Origin of the sequence: Planococcus sp. APC 3900 (assembly GCF_030407735.1) — a bacterium.
Classification (GTDB): domain Bacteria; phylum Bacillota; class Bacilli; order Bacillales_A; family Planococcaceae; genus Planococcus; species Planococcus notacanthi.
Window position 1 is genome coordinate 20,009 of sequence record NZ_JASDCT010000001.1, and the last position, 18,686, is coordinate 38,694.

General features: G+C 46.2%; 19 protein-coding genes. 18 read left to right on the forward strand and 1 reads right to left on the reverse strand.

What is annotated here, in order from left to right:
* The first annotated feature begins 24 nt into the window (after positions 1-24).
* The 5 genes from QMA04_RS00085 (at position 25) to QMA04_RS00105 (ending at position 3,799) form a co-directional block, all read left to right on the forward strand.
* A complete protein-coding gene (locus tag QMA04_RS00085) occupies positions 25-738 on the forward strand; it encodes a DUF554 domain-containing protein (RefSeq protein WP_290183529.1) in 714 nt (237 codons plus the stop codon).
* 19 nt (positions 739-757) lie between these two features.
* Entirely contained in the window at positions 758-1,645 is an 888-nt protein-coding gene (locus QMA04_RS00090) for a mechanosensitive ion channel family protein (RefSeq protein WP_191714538.1), read from the forward strand.
* A gap of 19 nt (positions 1,646-1,664) precedes the next feature.
* The gene (locus QMA04_RS00095; protein WP_146555360.1) at positions 1,665-1,865 is read left to right on the forward strand and encodes a DUF951 domain-containing protein; all 201 of its coding nucleotides are present in this window, start codon (positions 1,665-1,667) and stop codon (positions 1,863-1,865) included.
* 88 nt (positions 1,866-1,953) lie between these two features.
* Positions 1,954-3,054 (forward strand): redox-regulated ATPase YchF, encoded by a 1,101-nt coding sequence (ychF, locus tag QMA04_RS00100; protein WP_203340389.1) that lies wholly within the window; start codon positions 1,954-1,956, stop codon positions 3,052-3,054.
* Between the two features lie 364 nt (positions 3,055-3,418).
* Entirely contained in the window at positions 3,419-3,799 is a 381-nt protein-coding gene (locus QMA04_RS00105; RefSeq protein ID WP_290183530.1) for a gamma-glutamylcyclotransferase family protein, read from the forward strand.
* Positions 3,800-3,813: 14 nt separating this feature from the next.
* Here QMA04_RS00105 and QMA04_RS00110 read toward each other — a convergent pair whose 3' ends face one another.
* The gene (locus tag QMA04_RS00110) at positions 3,814-4,374 is read right to left on the reverse strand and encodes a DUF3267 domain-containing protein (RefSeq protein ID WP_290183531.1); all 561 of its coding nucleotides are present in this window, start codon (positions 4,372-4,374) and stop codon (positions 3,814-3,816) included.
* 177 nt (positions 4,375-4,551) lie between these two features.
* Here QMA04_RS00110 and rpsF point away from each other — a divergent pair, with 177 nt between their 5' ends.
* The 13 genes from rpsF to QMA04_RS00175 all read left to right on the forward strand — a co-directional run bounded on the left by rpsF (position 4,552) and on the right by QMA04_RS00175 (position 18,682).
* Positions 4,552-4,839 (forward strand): 30S ribosomal protein S6, encoded by a 288-nt coding sequence (gene rpsF / locus QMA04_RS00115; RefSeq protein WP_106533339.1) that lies wholly within the window; start codon positions 4,552-4,554, stop codon positions 4,837-4,839.
* A 50-nt stretch (positions 4,840-4,889) separates the two neighbouring features.
* The gene (ssb, locus tag QMA04_RS00120; protein ID WP_008427713.1) at positions 4,890-5,363 is read left to right on the forward strand and encodes a single-stranded DNA-binding protein; all 474 of its coding nucleotides are present in this window, start codon (positions 4,890-4,892) and stop codon (positions 5,361-5,363) included.
* Between the two features lie 49 nt (positions 5,364-5,412).
* Positions 5,413-5,649, forward strand: a complete 237-nt coding sequence (rpsR, locus tag QMA04_RS00125) for a 30S ribosomal protein S18 (RefSeq protein ID WP_006830564.1) — start codon at positions 5,413-5,415, stop codon at positions 5,647-5,649.
* A 341-nt stretch (positions 5,650-5,990) separates the two neighbouring features.
* Positions 5,991-6,950 carry a YybS family protein gene (locus QMA04_RS00130; RefSeq protein ID WP_290183532.1) on the forward strand — a complete coding sequence of 320 codons (960 nt, stop codon included), beginning with the start codon at positions 5,991-5,993 and terminating at the stop codon, positions 6,948-6,950.
* Positions 6,951-6,964: 14 nt separating this feature from the next.
* Entirely contained in the window at positions 6,965-8,941 is a 1,977-nt protein-coding gene (locus QMA04_RS00135; RefSeq protein WP_290183533.1) for a DHH family phosphoesterase, read from the forward strand.
* Positions 8,938-9,387 carry a 50S ribosomal protein L9 gene (rplI, locus tag QMA04_RS00140; RefSeq protein WP_290183534.1) on the forward strand — a complete coding sequence of 150 codons (450 nt, stop codon included), beginning with the start codon at positions 8,938-8,940 and terminating at the stop codon, positions 9,385-9,387. Before QMA04_RS00135 ends, rplI begins: the two co-directional genes overlap by 4 nt.
* A 12-nt stretch (positions 9,388-9,399) precedes the next feature.
* Positions 9,400-10,755 carry a replicative DNA helicase gene (dnaB, locus tag QMA04_RS00145; RefSeq protein ID WP_191714545.1) on the forward strand — a complete coding sequence of 452 codons (1,356 nt, stop codon included), beginning with the start codon at positions 9,400-9,402 and terminating at the stop codon, positions 10,753-10,755.
* 131 nt (positions 10,756-10,886) lie between these two features.
* Positions 10,887-12,173 (forward strand): adenylosuccinate synthase, encoded by a 1,287-nt coding sequence (locus QMA04_RS00150; RefSeq protein ID WP_191714546.1) that lies wholly within the window; start codon positions 10,887-10,889, stop codon positions 12,171-12,173.
* 375 nt (positions 12,174-12,548) lie between these two features.
* A complete protein-coding gene (locus QMA04_RS00155; RefSeq protein WP_191714547.1) occupies positions 12,549-13,826 on the forward strand; it encodes a peptidoglycan DD-metalloendopeptidase family protein in 1,278 nt (425 codons plus the stop codon).
* Positions 13,827-14,017: 191 nt separating this feature from the next.
* Entirely contained in the window at positions 14,018-14,725 is a 708-nt protein-coding gene (gene yycF / locus QMA04_RS00160; RefSeq protein WP_191714548.1) for a response regulator YycF, read from the forward strand.
* Between the two features lie 9 nt (positions 14,726-14,734).
* Entirely contained in the window at positions 14,735-16,564 is a 1,830-nt protein-coding gene (walK, locus tag QMA04_RS00165; protein WP_191714549.1) for a cell wall metabolism sensor histidine kinase WalK, read from the forward strand.
* On the forward strand, positions 16,555-17,886 hold the full coding sequence (locus tag QMA04_RS00170) for a YycH family regulatory protein (protein ID WP_290183535.1): 1,332 nt from the start codon (positions 16,555-16,557) through the stop codon (positions 17,884-17,886). Before walK ends, QMA04_RS00170 begins: the two co-directional genes overlap by 10 nt.
* Positions 17,873-18,682 (forward strand): two-component system regulatory protein YycI, encoded by an 810-nt coding sequence (locus QMA04_RS00175; RefSeq protein ID WP_191714551.1) that lies wholly within the window; start codon positions 17,873-17,875, stop codon positions 18,680-18,682. Before QMA04_RS00170 ends, QMA04_RS00175 begins: the two co-directional genes overlap by 14 nt.
* Positions 18,683-18,686 lie beyond the last annotated feature (4 nt).

The window sequence follows — 18,686 nt, forward strand, 5'->3', positions numbered from 1 at the left end:
ATATTGTGGGAGAGGAGAAATGAAGTGGTTCTCTTAGGGACGTTTATAAATGCGATGTTAATTGTAGTAGGAACCATTATTGGACGGGCTCTTCGCAATATTCCTGACAAGATGAAAGAGACGGTCATGTATGTGATTGGACTGGCGGTCATTGTGCTTGGTTTGCAGATGGGATTTGAAAGCCAAAATTTCGTCATTGTCATCATTAGTCTGGTACTTGGAGCGGTTCTTGGAGAATGGGCAGATCTGGATGGCAAACTGAATGCCTTTGGCCATTGGATTGAGCGCATGTTGGGAGCGAAGGAAAGCAAAGGCAGCATCGCACAAGGGTTTGTAACTGCCACCTTGATTTTTGTCATCGGAGCGATGGGAATTATCGGGGCAATGGAGAGCGGCTTGAGCAATGAACACGGAGTGCTGATCTCCAAAGGGATCATTGATGGATTCACATCTATTGTCTTGGCTTCTACACTTGGTTTTGGTGTTTTGCTTGCTGCCGTTCCTGTATTTGTTTATCAGGGTTTGATTGCTTTGTTTGCTACTCAAATCAGTCGGGCTATTCCAGATGCTGCATTGGATATGTTCATTATGGAAATGACTGCGACAGGCGGCGTTATGATCGCTGCCATCGGTTTGAATATGATGGGTCTTACGAAAATTAGAGTGGCCAACCTATTGCCTGGAATATTGGTGGTCGGAATAGTGGTCACGGTCATCTATAAATTTAACTTGATGTAAGAGGTAGGAAGGTGAAAGAGTGAATTTAGAGAAAATAACGCATGAAATAACAACTGTATTGTCGGACCAGGAGATGTGGATTGACTTGGTTGTCATTTTATTGAAAGTGGTTTTGATCACCATCGCTGCGGTTGTACTGGTGAAAGTTTTGCGTGTTGTCATCCGTAAAACATTTTCTGTACGCATTAAAGGGCCATTGCTATACAACGAACGCCGGCAACAAACTTTGTCGAAGCTATTGTCCAACGTTGTAGCCTATGTCGTGTATTTTATAGCGGCTGTTTCGATTTTATCGACGTTTACAATTGATATTACCGGCTTGATCGCCGGAGCTGGGGTGCTCGGCTTGGCCGTTGGTTTTGGTGCGCAAAATCTGGTGCGCGATGTGATTACAGGGTTTTTCATTATTTTTGAAGATCAGTTTTCAGTAGGGGATTACGTCCGCATTGGTGCTGCAGAAGGCACTGTCGAAGAAATCGGTTTGCGGACAACAAAAGTGAAAGCATGGACAGGGGAGCTGTTTATCTTCCCTAACGGCACCATAACAGATGTCGTAAACTTTTCGATTCACAATTCCATTGCGGTCGTCGATGTCAATATTTCGTATGAATCGGATATTACCCGCGTGGAAAGTTTGATTATGGAATTTTTGGACGGTCTCCAGGATCGCTACGAACAAATCATCAAGCCGGCTGAATTGCTGGGTGTCCAAAATTTGACGACCACTGAAATTGTCATGCGGATCACTGCAGAGACATTGCCGATGCAGCATTTCGCTGTAGCCAGAGGAATGCGGCGCGACTTGAAGGACTTCCTTGATCATCGTGGAGTCGAAATCCCGTATCCGCGTATGGTAATGATGCAGCGTTCTCCAGAAGAAGCGCTTGGAAAAAACGCAAACAGTTAATATAGAAGGAGGCAGGCTCATGGAAATGAAGGAGTTTGGACTGAACGATATAGTTGAAATGAAGAAAGGCCATCCGTGTGGAGCTAATGCGTGGAAGATTATCCGTATGGGGGCTGATGTCCGGATTAAATGTGAGGGCTGCCAGCATAGTGTCATGCTGCCGCGTATGGAATTCAATAAGAAAATGAAAAAAGTTTTAGTAAAAGCCGAAGCGGAATGAAAAATGGACATTTTCAGGTTCTATTCCTATAATGGAATGGTTGTGTAAAAAATAATTCGTTTTATATAGAGGAAAGGTTGTGCATCCTATGGCATTAACTGCAGGGATTGTAGGATTACCAAACGTTGGGAAATCCACATTATTTAATGCAATAACAAAGGCGGGCGCTGAAGCAGCAAACTATCCGTTCTGTACAATAGATCCAAACGTCGGAATCGTTGAAGTACCGGATGAGCGACTTGATAAATTGACTGAACTAGTAGATCCGAAAAAAACCGTACCGACGGCTTTTGAATTTACCGATATTGCCGGAATCGTAGAAGGCGCCAGCAAAGGTGAGGGATTAGGAAATAAATTCCTTTCCCACATTCGCGAAGTTGATGCGATTTGCCAAGTTGTCCGTTGTTTTGCTGACGACAACATCACGCACGTAACTGGAAAAGTGGATCCGATCGCTGATATTGAAGTCATTAACCTGGAATTGATCTTAGCAGATATGGAAAGCATCGAAAAACGCATTGCGCGTGCAGCAAAATTGGTGAAACAAAAAGACAAAGACGCTGTTGCTGAAGAACCGGTTCTGATGAAATTGCGTGAAGCCTTTGAAAATGGCCAATTGGCGCGTTCAATCGAATTCACAGAAGACGAACTGCGCATTGCAAAAGGTCTGAACCTATTGACGATCAAACCGATGCTGTACGTAGCAAACGTATCAGAAGATGAAATCGCAGATGCGGACAACAATGAATACGTTCAACAAGTACGTGATTTCGCTGCTAAAGACAATGCAGACGTAATCGTAATTTGCGCGAAGATCGAAGAAGAAATGGCTGAATTGGAAGACGAAGAAAAAGAAATGTTCCTTGAAGAATTGGGCATTAAAGAGTCCGGACTCGATCAATTGGTTAAGGCTTCGTACAGCTTACTTGGATTAGCCACTTACTTTACAGCGGGTGTTCAGGAAGTTCGTGCATGGACATTTAAAAAAGGCATGAAAGCACCACAATGTGCCGGCGTCATCCACTCTGACTTCGAACGCGGATTTATCCGTGCCGAAACTGTGGCTTATGAAGACCTGGTTGAAATGGGTTCAATGGCAGCAGCTAAAGAAGCAGGAAAAGTGCGTCAAGAAGGTAAAGAATACATCGTCAAAGATGGCGACGTAATGTTGTTTAGATTTAACGTCTAAAAGCGGAGGCGCCTGTCCAGCCCCGACAAGCGCTGGAGACCTTGCTGGTAATGGCGTACTTTTGCCATTGCTGGCAGGGCGAAGCGACCTCGAGGGGCTAGGCGCCGCAGCTGGATAAGTCTAAAAGCGGAGGCGCCTGTCCAGCCCCGACAAGCGCTGGAGACCTTGCTGGTAATGGCGTACTTTGCCATTACTGGCAGGGGCGAAGCGACCTCGAGGGGCTAGGCGCCGCAGCTGGATAAGTCTAAAAGCGGAAACGACCGTTCTGCCTTAAAAGTATTTAAAGTTCGAATGTGCAGCACCACAAAACTAAAAAGCAACCGGATGCCTTACCGCATCCGGTTTTTGCATGGAGGAATAGAAGATGTTGTTATTTGCATACGGAACGCTGAAACAAGGCGGGAAGTATCATTGTTATTTGGAAGAAGCGGAATTGGTGGAAGAACAGGCAACAGCAAAAGGAATCTTGTACGATACCGGAATGGGCTACCCGGCAATGGTTTTGTCGGATAATGGGCAGGTTGAAGGAGAAATTTATGAAATTCCTGACGTCCTTTGGCCGGCTTTGGATTATTTGGAGGACTATTCAGGGAATCCTGAAACCGATTTGTATGAAAAGGTGACGATTACCGTGCAGGCGGGAAGCGAAACGCTTGAAACGCTCGTTTATCTGGCAAAAGATGAAAAATTACTGAAGCAGCAGATCCCTGCAGGAACATGGACTGTCGCTCATTCGATTGTATAGAAAAAGCGCCGATATCAGTCGGCGCTTTTGTTATGTTCAGGGTATTGATCATAGACGTGCAGGCGCGGCAGTGAAGGGTCATCAATGATCCATGCGGCATTTTTTTGTTTGCGCAATTCCTTATACATGATGAAGTCGCCGAACGCTCCAGCGGTCAGCATGGCACCGAGCAGGACAAGCACCTGGCTGTCGAGCCAAAAGCCTATTACAGTAGGAAGAGCAGCTGTCATCCAAAAAGGCAGCAGCAGTGCTTTGCGCATGGCGTGATTCTGCAGAGGTTTGTTGGTGGTGGCATAAGCAACACCAAGTTTCAAATTGAGGCCATAATTCAGGGAAGACACCGGGACTTTTCCAAATACCACAAAGCCGATCAAATGGAAGATTTCATGGGCGACAATCAACAGCAGGTAGCCGATCAGAAACAACAAAATTCCCGACAATGAAAAATAAAAAGATAATGGTTCGTTCAAAAAATGATAGGCAGCTGCGAATGCCGCCAATAAAAAGACATTGAACCAAAGTGCTTTGGGTGCTATTTCTTCCATTTTCAATTCAATGATATGGGTGGGTGTCATGCCTTCACATCCTTTGCATCTATAATCAAAAGTATAGTTGAATCTAAATGGAAAATCGCGCTTGCGGGACCTTGTGAATTGTGATACAATACTGTGATGTGAGTAATATTTATGAATTGCTTGCTCCTTGCCCGCTGGATACAGCAGGGCCCAAGTCCATGAGGAGGTGACAACACGATGAGAGAATATGAATTAATGTATATCATTCAGCCTGCAATTGAAGAGGAAGCTAAAAAAGCTCTAGTTGAGCGTTTTAACGACATCCTTACTTCTAACGGTGCTGAAATCATCGAGTCGAAAGAGTGGGGTAAACGTCGTTTAGCTTATGAAATCAACGATTTGCGTGAAGGTTTCTACCAGATCGTAAAAGTAAACGCTGGTTCTGAAGCTATCAACGAATACACACGTCTTGCGAACATTAACGAAGACATTATTCGTCATATCGCTGTACGCAAAGACGCGTAAACAGGATAATGGCACTGCAAATTTTTTGACTTGAAGGAGGTTGAATTCTGATGATTAACCGAGTTGTTTTAGTCGGAAGACTGACAAAAGATCCAGATCTTCGTTACACACCAAGCGGCGCGGCAGTTGCCCGTTTTACACTTGCTGTAAACCGGACATTCTCCAACGCTCAAGGTGAACGCGAAACTGATTTCATTAATTGTACCGTTTGGCGCAAACAAGCTGAAAACACAGCGAATTTCCTGAAAAAAGGAAGCTTGGCTGGCGTTGAAGGCCGCATCCAGACTGGTAGCTACGAGGGACAAGACGGGAAACGCGTCTATACGACTGAAGTAGTGGCGGACAGTGTTCAATTCCTTGAACCGAAGAATGCCAATACAGACCGTTCACAAGGGCAGCAGCCTTCCTATCAACAGAACCAATCACCGAGTCCAAGTCAGCAAAACCATACTCGTGTAGATGAAGATCCATTCTCAAGCGGCAGCGGTCCGATAGAAGTATCGGATGACGATTTACCGTTCTAAGATGGACTGAAGCTGACGAACAACTACTAAGCAAAGGAGGTAATTCGATATGGCACCACGTCGCGGAGGAAAAAAACGGAAAAAGGTTTGTTACTTCACTTCCAACAACATCACGCACATTGACTATAAAGATACTGACCTTTTGAAGAAATTCATTTCTGAAAGAGGAAAAATCTTGCCACGCCGTGTTACAGGCACTAGCGCTAAATGGCAACGTAAGTTGACAATCGCTATTAAACGCTCACGTATCATGGCACTTCTACCGTTTGTTGCGGAAGAAAGATAATTAAAGAAAAGCGAAAGCGCCCTAGAATCTGGGTGCTGGAGTCTGGACAATGATTTCAAAAAGACCGGGAAACCGGTCTTTTTTTTATGCCTTGAAACCGGTTGGTAGCCAGGCAAAGGTGCAATGCAAGAATGTAGTTTTTAAGAGGTGGCTTGTAGAATATCGAAGCGCCCGATGACCGAGTTTAAAGAAACCCAAGAGTTGTCCCCTTTGTGTCCGCTTCTCTTTAAAAGTCGGGCTTTTGCGCATTTCCCCAGACACTGCTGGTTTTGTTCAGGTTAATGAATCATGGTACAATTACAAGGATGAAATCTACCCGAAAGAAGGGGAAAAACAGTCATATGCAAAATCAACAAACGCGACAACTTACAAATGGGGCGATGATGGCGGCGGTCTTTACCGTACTGCTGGCGATCTCGGTATATGTGCCTGTTTTAAGTATAGTAAGTACTTTGTTTCTCGCATTGCCGGTCGCTTGGTACAGCGCAAAATATCCCTGGAAAGCTTCAGCGCTTTTCGCATCGGTCTGCCTGGTGCTGTCCTTTATCATCGGCGGGCTTTTGTCAGTGCCGCTGGCGTTGATTCATGTACCATTGGGATTGGCAATCGGCATTTCAATTTATTATAAGAAAAGCAAACTATTTATGTTCATGGGTGCGAGCATCGTGCTCTTGGCATCATTGATGATCCAATATGTGGCTTCCATTGCTTTGTTCGGCATCAATGTCCTGGAAGAGTTTAAGAACATGTTCGATCAATCTTATGAGCAGGCAGGTTCTATGATGAAGACGATGGGAGCTTCCGAGGCTTCCATAAAAGAATACAATGAGCTCGTGGCGCAAATGCAGTTTTCATTTGAAACGCTTTTGCCGGTGCTGCTGGTATTGGGTGTGTTCATCACGGTCTGGGTCTTGCTGCTGATCCTGCTGCCAATCTTGAAACGCTTGGGGATTGCAGTTCCTAAGTTTCCGCCTTTCCGGAACATGAAATTGCCGAAATCCGTTTTATGGTATTATTTAATCGTGTTGCTTGTCTCGCTGTTATCGGAATTTGAACCCGGGACGATGGCATACATGATTTTCATTAATGCATCCGTGCTGCTTCAATTCCTGTTATTCCTGCAAGGTATTTCTTTTTATCATTTCTACATCCACCAGGAAGGCTGGCCGAAATGGGTGACAGTGCTGGTGACGTTTTTGGCATTGCCGCTGCAATCATTTACGAGTATCGTCGGAATCGTAGACCTTGGATTTGATATTCGGGGCTGGGTCAAGCGGGCACACGAGTTTAAAGGAAAATAAGGAGCTGAAGAATAATGTCGGCTTTTTTTAGAAAGAGAAAACTTCGATATCCGCTTATCGCGCTGCTGTTTCTTGGTATTGTGGCAGCGATTCTGATTTCACTCTGGTCGGAATGGGCAGCGGGAATATTTACGCTGCTTTTTGTTATCGCCTTTGCTGTGGCATGGGTGACGGAAAAAAGAGTTTATGAAGCCACTGAAAAACACATTGAAACTTTGTCCTACCGAATGAAAAAAGTCGGAGAGGAAGCATTGCTTGAAATGCCGATCGGGATTTTGCTGGTCAATGAAAAATACGACATTGAATGGGCTAACCCCTATATGACATCGACACTCGAGTACGATACATTGATCGGTGAATCCCTCTATACCTTGTCGGATGAATTCCATACATTGGTGAAATCAGAGGAACCCCGAGAGCTTACTATCACTTTGGGGGACCGCAAATACCGCGTATTCTACAAAGCCGACGACCGGTTGTTCTATCTTTTCGATATTACCGAGCAAGTGGAGATCGAGACGCTTTATTACGCGGACCGCACGGTTATCGGTATTTTGTTTATTGATAACTACGATGAATTGGCGCAAGGCATGGATGATCAGACGCGCAGCAACCTCAACAGCCTGGTGACTTCGCTCGTCAACCAATGGGGCGCCGATCATGGGATTTTCGTCAAACGCATTTCATCCGACCGTTTTATGGCAGTCTTCAACGAGTCGATTCTGAAGGAATTGGAACTGTCCAAGTTCGCCATTTTGGATGACATCCGTGAAGTTACCTCCAAAGATAATTTGGCATTGACTTTGAGCATCGGAGTAGGAGCCGGATCTGCATCATTAGTCGAGCTTGGAGGCCTGGCTCAATCCGGGCTGGATCTGGTGCTCGGCCGCGGAGGAGATCAGGTTGCCATCAAACATCCAAGCGGAAAAGTGAAGTTTTACGGAGGCAAGACCAACCCGGTCGAAAAACGGACACGGGTAAGGGCGCGTGTCATTTCCCACGCGTTGCGTGATTTGATTCAGGAAAGTGATCAGGTCTTTGTCATGGGCCATAAAATGCCCGACATGGATTCGATTGGCGCTGCTGTCGGTGTCGCTAAAATGGCCGCGATGAATAAAGTCAAAGGCCGCATCGTCATCGACTTTGATGAGTATGACCGCAGTGTCATGAGGCTCATGGAAGAAATTGAAGGTGCTCCAGAGCTGTTTGAACAGTTCATCACGCCTGAAGAAGCGCTGGCGGACATGACCGAACATTCCCTGCTGGTCATCGTGGATACGCATAAGCCGTCGATGGTCATAGATGAACGGCTGCTGCAGCGGATGGAACGGGTCGTTTTGATTGACCACCACCGCCGAGGCGAAGAATTCATTACCAACACCATGCTGGTTTACATGGAGCCTTATGCTTCATCGACGGCTGAATTGGTGACCGAATTGATTGAATACCAGCCGAAGCATGAAAAACTGTCTATGCTGGAAGCGACAGCTATGCTGGCCGGAATCATTGTCGATACCAAGAGCTTTACGTTAAGGACGGGGGCGCGGACATTTGAAGCAGCTTCTTATCTGCGGTCGAATGGAGCGGACACCGTGCTGGTACAGCGGATCCTGAAAGAAGACTTGGAAACTTATGTTGAACGTGCGAAAATCGTTCAGACGGTGGAATTTGTCGGAGACGGCATCGCTATCGCCAGAGGCGAACCTGGACGCGTATACAGTCCGGTGTTGATTGCCCAGACCGCAGACATCCTGCTGACGATGAAAGACGTCAACGCGTCTTTCGTAGTGGCTGAGCGCTCAGAAGGCGGCATCGGCATCAGTGCCAGGTCGCTTGGAGAAGTGAATGTCCAGATTGTTATGGAAAATCTTGGCGGAGGCGGCCATTTAACCAATGCGGCCACCCAGATGCCGAACGCAACGATAGAAGAAGCCATTGGCCAACTAAAAGCGGCCATTATGGAAAACAATGAAGGAGGAACAAACGAATGAAAGTGATCTTTTTGAAAGACGTAAAAGGCAAAGGCAAAAAAGGCGAGATTAAAAACGTGGCGGATGGCTACGCACATAACTTCCTGTTGAAAAACAATTTGGCGATTGAAGCGAACCAGGCGACCATCAGCAAATTGGACGGACAGAAGAAGAAAGAACAGAAGGAAGCTGACCAGGAGCGCCAGGAAGCTGAACAGCTGAAAGAAAAGCTGGAAAGCCTGACGATCGAACTGACAGCTAAATCCGGAGAAGGCGGACGCATTTTCGGATCGATCACAACCAAACAAGTGGCAACAGCGCTTGAGAAAAAACACGGCATCAAATTGGACAAGCGCAAAATGGAATTGGACGACGCAATCCGCGCGCTTGGCTATACCAATATTCCTGTAAAATTGCATCATGATGTGTCTGCTACGCTTCGAGTTCATGTTACTGAAGAAGCGTAAGGTGGAAGACCGATGAACGAAATGATAGATCGTGTCCCCCCGCACAACCATGAAGCCGAACAATCGGTTATTGGCGCCATCTTTTTAGAACCGCCATCTCTCATCACGGTTGCTGAAATCGTGATGGCAGAAGATTTTTACCGGATTGCCCATCAGAAGATTTTCCAGACGATGCTGAACTTGGCAGATCAGGGAAAAGCGATCGATGTGGTGACCGTGACAGAAGAGCTTTCGGTCAAAAAAGAGTTGGAAGACATCGGCGGCCTATCGTATTTGACGGAAATCGCCAATGCTGTACCGACGGCTGCCAACGTGGCGCATTACGCCCATATCGTTGAAGAAAAAGCATTGCTGCGCCGCCTCATCCGAGTGGCGACGACGATTGTCGAAGACGGCTTTACGCGCGAAGATGAAGTGGAAGCATTGCTTTCCGAAGCGGAAAAGAAAATGATGGAAGTATCGAGTCGGAAAAAAGCCGGTGACTTTACCCACATCAAAGATGTTCTGGTCAAGACCTATGACAATATCGAACTTTTGCATACACGCAAAGGAGACGTTACAGGCATCCCTACAGGCTTCCGCGACCTCGATAAGGTAACTGCAGGGTTTCAGCGAAACGACTTGATCATCGTGGCTGCACGGCCTTCTGTCGGTAAGACGGCTTTCGCTTTGAATGTCGCGCAGAACGTTGCGACTAAAACAGACGAAAATGTCGCCATCTTCAGTCTGGAGATGGGCGCAGAACAGCTGGTCATGCGTATGCTTTGTGCGGAAGGCAATATCGATGCCCAAGTGTTGCGTACAGGCGCTCTTCAGAACGAAGACTGGCGCAAATTGACGATGGCTATGGGAAGTCTGTCCAATGCCGGGATTTTCATCGATGATACACCGGGTATCCGCGTCAACGACATCCGTGCCAAATGCCGCCGCCTGAAACAGGAATATGGACTTGGCATGATCATGATCGATTACCTTCAGTTAATCCAGGGACCCGGTAAATCCGGTGAAAACCGTCAGCAGGAAGTATCGGATATTTCCCGTTCCCTAAAAGGCTTGGCGCGTGAACTCGAAGTTCCGGTCATCGCCTTGTCGCAGTTATCCCGTGGAGTGGAGCAGCGGCAGGACAAGCGGCCGATGATGTCGGATTTACGTGAATCCGGAAGTATTGAGCAGGATGCCGATATCGTATCCTTCCTGTACCGTGAAGATTATTACGACAAAGAAACAGAAGACCAGAACATGATTGAAATCATTATTGCCAAACAGCGTAACGGCCCGACCGGTACCGTAAAACTGGCTTTTGTGAAAGAATACAATAAATTCGTCACCATCGACTGGAGCCAGCATGAATCCGGCGGAGACTTTTAAACACGAACATTAAATGTGGTAACACATTTATATGTTCGTGTTTTCTTCTGTTTTGTATTGACGACAGTCCATTTCATTGATACAATAAACACTGTTTGAGACAGGGCATATGCCTAACGGAGGTGCGGACGATGACATCAGTCGTAGTAGTAGGAACGCAATGGGGAGACGAAGGAAAAGGGAAAATCACTGATTTTCTATCTGAACATGCAGAAGTAATTGCACGTTACCAAGGCGGGAACAACGCTGGACACACTATCATTTTTGGTGGAGAAACGTACAAATTGCATTTGATTCCTTCAGGAATTTTTTATAAGGATAAAGTATCGGTAATCGGAAACGGTATGGTTGTAGATCCAAAAGCGCTTGTGAAAGAACTAAAAGGGCTTCACGACCGTGGAGTGACAACCGAGAACCTGCGCATTTCCAACCGCGCACACGTTTTATTGCCATACCACATCAAGCAGGATGAAGTAGAAGAAGCACGCCGCGGAGCAAATAAAATCGGAACAACAGGCAAAGGCATCGGACCTGCTTATATGGACAAAGCAGCACGTGTCGGAATTCGCATGGCGGATTTACTGGACCATGTTGTGTTCGAAGAAAAGCTGCGCATGAACTTGAAAGAAAAGAACCGTCTGTTCGAGAAGTTCTACGAAACAGAAGGCTTTACTGTAGAAGAAATTATGGAAGAGTATTATGCATATGGCCAGGAAATCGCCAAATACGTAACGGATACGTCAAAAGTATTGAACGATGCAGTTGACGCTGGCCGCCGCGTGTTGTTTGAAGGTGCTCAAGGCGTTATGCTTGATATCGACCAAGGGACTTACCCATTTGTTACATCTTCGAACCCGGTAGCGGGCGGAGTGACAATTGGTGCAGGTGTCGGCCCGACAACAATCCAGCACGTCATCGGCGTCTGCAAAGCCTATACATCACGTGTCGGCGATGGACCATTCCCAACGGAATTATTCGATGAAGTGGGCCAGCAGATCCGCGAAGTCGGCAAAGAATACGGAACAACCACTGGACGCCCACGCCGCATTGGCTGGTTCGACAGCGTTGTTGTCCGCCATGCAAGACGCGTCAGCGGTTTGACAGATTTGACCGTCAACTCGATCGACGTATTGGCAGGCCTTGATACGGTGAAGATTTGTACAGCTTACCGCTACCAGGGAGAATTGATTACGGAATACCCAGCGAACTTGCGTATGCTTGCTGAATGCGAACCCGTCTATGAAGAACTTCCAGGCTGGCCGGAAGATGTAACAAACTGCAAATCATTGGATGAACTTCCTGCAAACGCACGCCATTACCTGGAGCGCATCGCTCAGTTGACAGGCGTACAAATTTCGATTTTCTCTGTCGGTCCTGACCGCAACCAAACGAATATTGTTACAAGTGTTTGGAGATAATTTAAACATTGCTGATGAAAGCAGTCGCCTCAGGGCGGCTGCTTTTTTGCGTTTACCGGGCTCTTTTAACATTTTCGCCACAAATGAAAAAGAGGGAAACAGATAAATGTGACAAGTATGACGAGAAAAAAGAGAATGGCAGTTGAAAGAGAGAGGAATGTGCGTTTATTTCCCGGTGATTTCTCTCAGGTATTTTGCTGTAAAGCAAAATAAATCCAATTAATAACTATAAGTGGATGAAATGATACGTTTCCGTTACGAGTGCTAAGAATCTGCTGTTCAGGTGTTTGGATATGATAAAGTTGGGAAGGAAAAAACGATATTGCAGAATGGCTGCAGTGCAGCACTCGAATAAATGAAGGAGTTACATAAGAAATGAAATACAGATTAAAAAACAACAAAGCGCGCCAATTGAAAGTAGGAGCTGCAGCGGTGCTGTTGGTGTCCGTGATTGGCGCGAATACCATATTTGCGAAAGATGCACCAAAAGAGCTGGAAACAATCCATCATTTATACAGTAACGGAAACTACATTGGAGCGGTTTCACAAGAGGGGCCGGTTGAAGAGCTGATCGAAGAAAAGCTGGTGGAAGTGGACCAGCAATTCAAGGATTTGAAACTGCAGCCGAGCGAGGACTTTAAAGTGGTGACCGAACAGAGTTTTTCACCCAATGAAGCTGACGAGGAAGAAGTGCTGGACCGGCTGGATGGACAATTGGAGATCAAAGCATCGTCGTTTGCACTGGCTCTTAATGATGAACTGACGGTTTATCTGAAGGATCGGGCAGCTTATGAAGAAACGGTTCGGCTTTTGAAGCTGGCAGCCGTTTCTGAAGAAGAATTGAAAATCTGGGAAGATCAACAGGCTGCTGCAGAAAACTGGCGGGAAGTGGAGGCAGGAGAAACACGGATAGCTGATCTGGCCATCAGCCATAAAATCTCAGGAGTGACCCGGCAGGTTGACCCGGCAAAAGTCTTGACTGCCGAACAGGCAGCTGCTTTCCTGCTGGACAAAGCTAAGGTAAAAGTTATGGTGACAAAACAACAGAACGAAAAACAAGCCGTCGATTACAAAGTCATTGAAAAAGAGGATTCGACGTTATTGATTGGCGAAACGAAAGTGGAACAAAAAGGGCAACAAGGCGAAAAAATGGTCAGTTATACAATACGTGAAGAAAACGGAAAACAGCTGGAGCGCGTGGCAGGGGAAGAAGAAGTCCTCAAGGAGCCGCTAGAGGAAATTGTGCTGAAAGGCACCAAAGAACTTCCAACTGTCGGAACCGGAGAATTTGCATGGCCTGCTGAAGGCGGTTATATTTCAAGTGGGCGCGGGCAGCGCTGGGGAAGAATGCATAACGGCATCGACATCGCCCAACCGGATGAATTGACGATTAAATCTGCCGACCATGGCATTGTCAAAGCAGCAGGAGCTGCAGGCACTTTTGGAAACCGTGTAGTAGTCGATCATCAAAACGGCTATGAAACCATTTACGCTCATCTGTCTTCCATTGATGTAAGGGTGGGAGATAAGGTCCCGAAAGGCACCAAGCTTGGGAATATGGGCAGTACAGGGCGTTCAACGGGGCTTCATCTGCATCTGGAAATATCATTGAATGGAGTTACGCAGAATCCGTTAAACTACATCTCTTCATAAAGTTCCAGGCCGCGCCATGAAAATGGCCGGTTTTTTCTTTGGTGCTTACGCCATGCCTGCCTGATCCGATCAGGGGCTTAGCCGCTGATAGGTGCGAAATGCCCTAAACAATGATAAAGTATAGGGTAGTAAAGAATGTGCAACGGCTGTCAAAATAGGGTGTAAGCGGGAAGAAAAAGGGGAGAAAAATGATGAGTAAAACCATTTTGGTTGTAGACGATGAGAAACCGATTGCAGATATTCTGCAGTTTAACTTAAAAAAAGAAGGCTTCAACGTGGTATGTGCTTACGATGGAGATGAAGCGATTAAGATTGCCGGTGAAATTCAGCCGGATCTGATGTTGTTGGATATCATGCTGCCGAACCGTGATGGTATGGAAGTGTGCCGAGAAATCCGTAAGAAATTCGATTTCCCGATTATCATGCTGACGGCGAAAGACTCGGAAATCGACAAAGTTCTCGGCTTGGAATTGGGGGCAGACGATTATGTCACAAAGCCTTTTTCAACCCGTGAATTGATTGCGCGTGTAAAAGCAAACTTGCGCCGCCAAAACATTGCGCCTGCTGAAGAAGAAGGGCAGAATTCAAACGATATTCAGGTCGGTTCATTGACGATTCAGCCGGATGCCTATTTGGTCCTGAAGCGTGATGAAACCATTGAATTGACCCACCGTGAATTCGAGCTGCTCCATTACCTCGGAAAACATATCGGCCAGGTCATGACGCGGGAGCATTTACTGCAGACTGTATGGGGCTATGATTATTTCGGGGACGTTCGGACAGTGGATGTCACAATCCGTCGCTTGCGTGAAAAAATCGAAGACAACCCAAGCCATCCGGCGTGGATCGTGACACGCCGCGGCGTGGGCTATTATTTGCGAAACCCTGAACAGGAGTAGGTCGAGTTAATGTCTAAAGTGAATTTTTTAAAATCGATACATGTGAAGTTTGTATTAATCTATATTCTGTTGATTTTGCTGGCGATGCAGATCATCGGACTTTATTTTGCCCAGCAGCTTGAAGAAACCCTGAAAGGGAACTTTGAAAGCTCCATTAGAGACCGTATGGAAATTATTGAATTCAGTGTCCGGGAAGAAATGATCAAAGAGCGCACAGAGGAAGACCTGACTCTCGAGCAGACATTGCGGACCGTATTATATGGTTTCCAGTCGGACGACATCATTGAAATACGCGTCGTCAATACACGCTACAGCATTCTGGCGTCGTCAGTTATCGAAAACCAGTCATCCGTTGGCCAACGTTCCACGAATGATCTCGTCCGGCGTTCCATCATCGGAGAAACAGAGCTGGAGCAAACGTATGTGGATGAAGAAAGTGAAGAACGCATATGGGTGCGAACGCAGCCGATCATTGCAGCTGGCGGGGAAGTATTGGGAACGTTATACGTCGTGGCGGAAATTGAGAATGTCTATGACCAAATGGACGACATCAACTCTATTTTGGCTGTCGGCACCGCGATTTCTCTTGTGATCACGGCGATTTTGGGGATTCTGGTTGCCCAAACTATTTCACGTCCGATTGCTGATATGCGGAGACAAGCGCAGGCAATGGCTAAAGGGAATTTCTCACGCAAAGTGCGCGTTTACAGCGATGATGAAATCGGGCAGCTTGCCCGTGCCTTCAACCACTTGACGAACCGGCTGCAGGAATCCCAGCAGTCGACTGAAAGTGAACGCCGCAAGCTGGCATCTGTCCTTTCCAATATGACCGATGGCGTTTTGTCGACGGACCGAAGAGGCCGCATTATCCTGATCAACGATCCGGCTCTGCAACTGCTGAATGTTTCACGTGAAACGGTGATTAACCGTCCGGTAACCAGCATATTGGGACTGGAAGAGGAATATACTTTTGAAGATTTGATTGATATGAAAGAGGCACTGACGCTCGATTTCAGTTCATATGAGCAAAGTACTTTACTGCGGACGACGTTTTCAGTCATCCAAAAAGAAACAGGTTTTGTCAATGGGCTGATTGCAGTCCTGCATGACAATACAGAGCAGGAAAAAATCGATATGGAACGCCGTGAATTCGTGGCCAATGTCTCGCATGAATTGCGGACCCCATTGACGACCATGCGCAGTTATTTAGAGGCATTGGCGGATGGGGCTTGGCAAGATCCGAACCTGGCACCAAACTTCCTGAATGTCACGCAAACAGAGACGGAACGGATGATCCGGCTCGTTAATGATCTGCTGAAATTATCGAAAATGGATTCCAGTGACACGGAATTGAGCAAAGAAATGGTTGAGTTCAATGTCTTCTTCAATCGCATCATTGACCGTTTCGAAATGTCGAAATCCCATAAAGTCCGCTTTGAACGGCAGTTGCCGAAAGAACAGTACTTTGTGGAAATCGATCCTGATAAATTGACGCAGGTGATTGATAATATCATTTCCAATGCCTTGAAATATTCGCCGGAAGGCGGAAAAGTCCGTTTTGGCATGACCGTGGAAGAAGGATTCCTGCTGATTCAGATCAGTGATGAAGGAATGGGCATTCCAAAAGAAAATGTGGATCGCATTTTCGACCGCTTTTATCGCGTAGACCGCGCGCGTTCCCGCGAAATGGGGGGAACAGGTTTAGGATTGGCCATTTCAAAAGAGATGATTAACGCTCATGGCGGCGTCATTTGGGCAGAAAGCAAGTATGGAAAAGGAACGACTATTTTCTTTACATTGCCTTTCGAAATGGACGACGATGGAGGTGAGTGGGATTGAAATACGTAGAGCAAATTAAGTCGATAGCATTGTTTTTGCTGATCCTGCTCAGTCTGGCATTGACCTTTACAATCTGGACGTTCACTCCTACCCACGAAACCATCGCGCCTTCAGCCATCGTTGAAGAGCCGATAGCAGAAATCAAGAACACGGAAGAAGTTGTCCGCCCGGTAAAAGTGCTGTTCCATAGCGAAGAGACTGTTACAGGAACTGATGAACAAAGCAGTATCGAGGCAATATTGGACGCGGTGCAGCTTTGGGAGATCCGGGATATAAGGCTCGTTCAGGAAGAAGCGACTCCTGATGCTGTTGAATCCTATATGCACAGTTCCGAGCGAGCGGTCATTTATTATCCAGGTCCGATTCCTTTTCCGGTATTCGATTCGATAACCAATATTGCAGATGTAGCGATTCCCGAATCTTCCTTTAACCGCATTGTCATCGAATGGGAAGCGCCTGCTAATGATCAGCCAGCACTGTATTTTATCAATACGGTATCCGGCAGAATTTATAAAGCGACCGTTCCGCCGGCAGCGTTCAAGCAATTTGAAGAGGAATTTGTTACTAAGGCGGCTGAATACGAAACATACATCACGGATGAAGCAATCGGCTCATTGCCGATTTATGTGCAGGAAGGCGAAGTCGAAAAATCGAGAGTGAATTATTTGCTGGATGAAATATCAACGGCAAGATTTGCCGAATCATTGCTGGACAGTCCAGGACTGGCATTGTCAGCGGATTTCATGACACAGGAATACACAGATGATTCGGGTGCTTTGATGAGGGAAAACTCAAATAACAAAAGCATCAGCTATGTCCAGCCAAAAGCGGAAACTTCAGATCCGGCAATCCCTTCAGATCTGTTGTTCGATTCACTTGGATATGTCAATGAACATGGCGGCTGGACCGATCAGTATTTCTACGAAGGCATGAATTCATTGAAGCAGCAAATTAAGTACCAGCTATATATCGAAGATTTGCCGGTTTTCAGCACAAGCATAGCCACAGGTTTAGAGATTACCTGGGGAGTGGATGCAGGCGAGGAACAAGTGTACAGCTATCTTCGGCCAACCTATCAATTGGAATCTGAAGCAGAAAAAAGAATGATGGTACTGGCTTCCGGAAAAGATGCCCTGAATGCCGTTAAACAGCTGGATACCGATTTGTCTGCTATAACGGATATTAAACCGGGCTATAAATTGACGGAAAGCGAAGAAAATAAGTTGATCACGTTTGAACCGGCTTGGTATTTCGAAACGAATGGTGCCTGGACAGAACTGACGAGTGAACTGACAGGAGGTCGTAAGCTTGGATTGGAATAAAACCAAGACCATCTTTATTATTGTCTTTTCCATTTTGAACGTCTTTTTATATTCCTTGTATTTGGATCGCTATACAGAAGCCGAGAATTTAGAAGAACTTCCCGAATCATCGGTGGATGAAAAATTAAAAGACGACAAAATCACATATTCAAACCTTCCGGAAAATGTTCAGGATATGCCTTATATTCGAGGCGACATTAAAACCTTCACGGCTAAAGAAGCACCAAAAGATAATGTACGTGTCAATATTCAGGACGGCAAGCAGCTCCAAGTAGCTTTTGAAAAGCCAGCTGCTCTGGCAGGAGAACCGGAAAGCGCTGAAGCATTGACTGCTTTCCTTGAAAAGGAAGTCCATAAAGGCACTTCCTACGGATTATGGGAAATTGATAAAGAACAGAACAAAGCGGTCTTTTTCCAAATTTTTAACGATGAAATGCTTTATTTCAGTGAATATGGAAAAGTCACGGTTTACTGGAATGAAGATGGCGATGTTGTCCGCTACGAACAAACCATGTTTACGGATATCATCGAAAATCAGGAATCCAAAAAATTATTGTCAGCCATCACGGCGATCCATACGCTGTACCAAAAAAATGCGCTGGAACCCAACTTGACCATCACAAAGACCGAATTGGGTTATTCCATGCATGTTCAGGTTTCAGAAAGCCGGCAAATGTTTGTGCCGACTTGGCATATTGAAGCGGAACTTTCAGATGGCAGCCGCCAGGATTATTTTGTTAATGCGGTAAAAGATGGCGTCATCGAATTGAATCAACCACAAGAGGCAGTAGAGTAAGGAG

Excerpts from the sequence above, each read along its gene's own strand:
- QMA04_RS00095 (WP_146555360.1), top strand. The coding sequence starts at position 1,665 with ATGGAAATGAAGGAGTTTGGACTGAACGATATAGTTGAAATGAAGAAA.
- ychF (WP_203340389.1), top strand. The coding sequence starts at position 1,954 with ATGGCATTAACTGCAGGGATTGTAGGATTACCAAACGTTGGGAAATCC.
- QMA04_RS00105 (WP_290183530.1), top strand. The coding sequence starts at position 3,419 with ATGTTGTTATTTGCATACGGAACGCTGAAACAAGGCGGGAAGTATCAT.
- QMA04_RS00110 (WP_290183531.1), bottom strand. The coding sequence starts at position 4,374 with ATGACACCCACCCATATCATTGAATTGAAAATGGAAGAAATAGCACCC.
- rpsF (WP_106533339.1), top strand. The coding sequence starts at position 4,552 with ATGAGAGAATATGAATTAATGTATATCATTCAGCCTGCAATTGAAGAG.
- ssb (WP_008427713.1), top strand. The coding sequence starts at position 4,890 with ATGATTAACCGAGTTGTTTTAGTCGGAAGACTGACAAAAGATCCAGAT.
- rpsR (WP_006830564.1), top strand. The coding sequence starts at position 5,413 with ATGGCACCACGTCGCGGAGGAAAAAAACGGAAAAAGGTTTGTTACTTC.
- QMA04_RS00130 (WP_290183532.1), top strand. The coding sequence starts at position 5,991 with ATGCAAAATCAACAAACGCGACAACTTACAAATGGGGCGATGATGGCG.
- QMA04_RS00135 (WP_290183533.1), top strand. The coding sequence starts at position 6,965 with ATGTCGGCTTTTTTTAGAAAGAGAAAACTTCGATATCCGCTTATCGCG.
- rplI (WP_290183534.1), top strand. The coding sequence starts at position 8,938 with ATGAAAGTGATCTTTTTGAAAGACGTAAAAGGCAAAGGCAAAAAAGGC.
- dnaB (WP_191714545.1), top strand. The coding sequence starts at position 9,400 with ATGAACGAAATGATAGATCGTGTCCCCCCGCACAACCATGAAGCCGAA.
- QMA04_RS00150 (WP_191714546.1), top strand. The coding sequence starts at position 10,887 with ATGACATCAGTCGTAGTAGTAGGAACGCAATGGGGAGACGAAGGAAAA.
- QMA04_RS00155 (WP_191714547.1), top strand. The coding sequence starts at position 12,549 with ATGAAATACAGATTAAAAAACAACAAAGCGCGCCAATTGAAAGTAGGA.
- yycF (WP_191714548.1), top strand. The coding sequence starts at position 14,018 with ATGAGTAAAACCATTTTGGTTGTAGACGATGAGAAACCGATTGCAGAT.
- walK (WP_191714549.1), top strand. The coding sequence starts at position 14,735 with ATGTCTAAAGTGAATTTTTTAAAATCGATACATGTGAAGTTTGTATTA.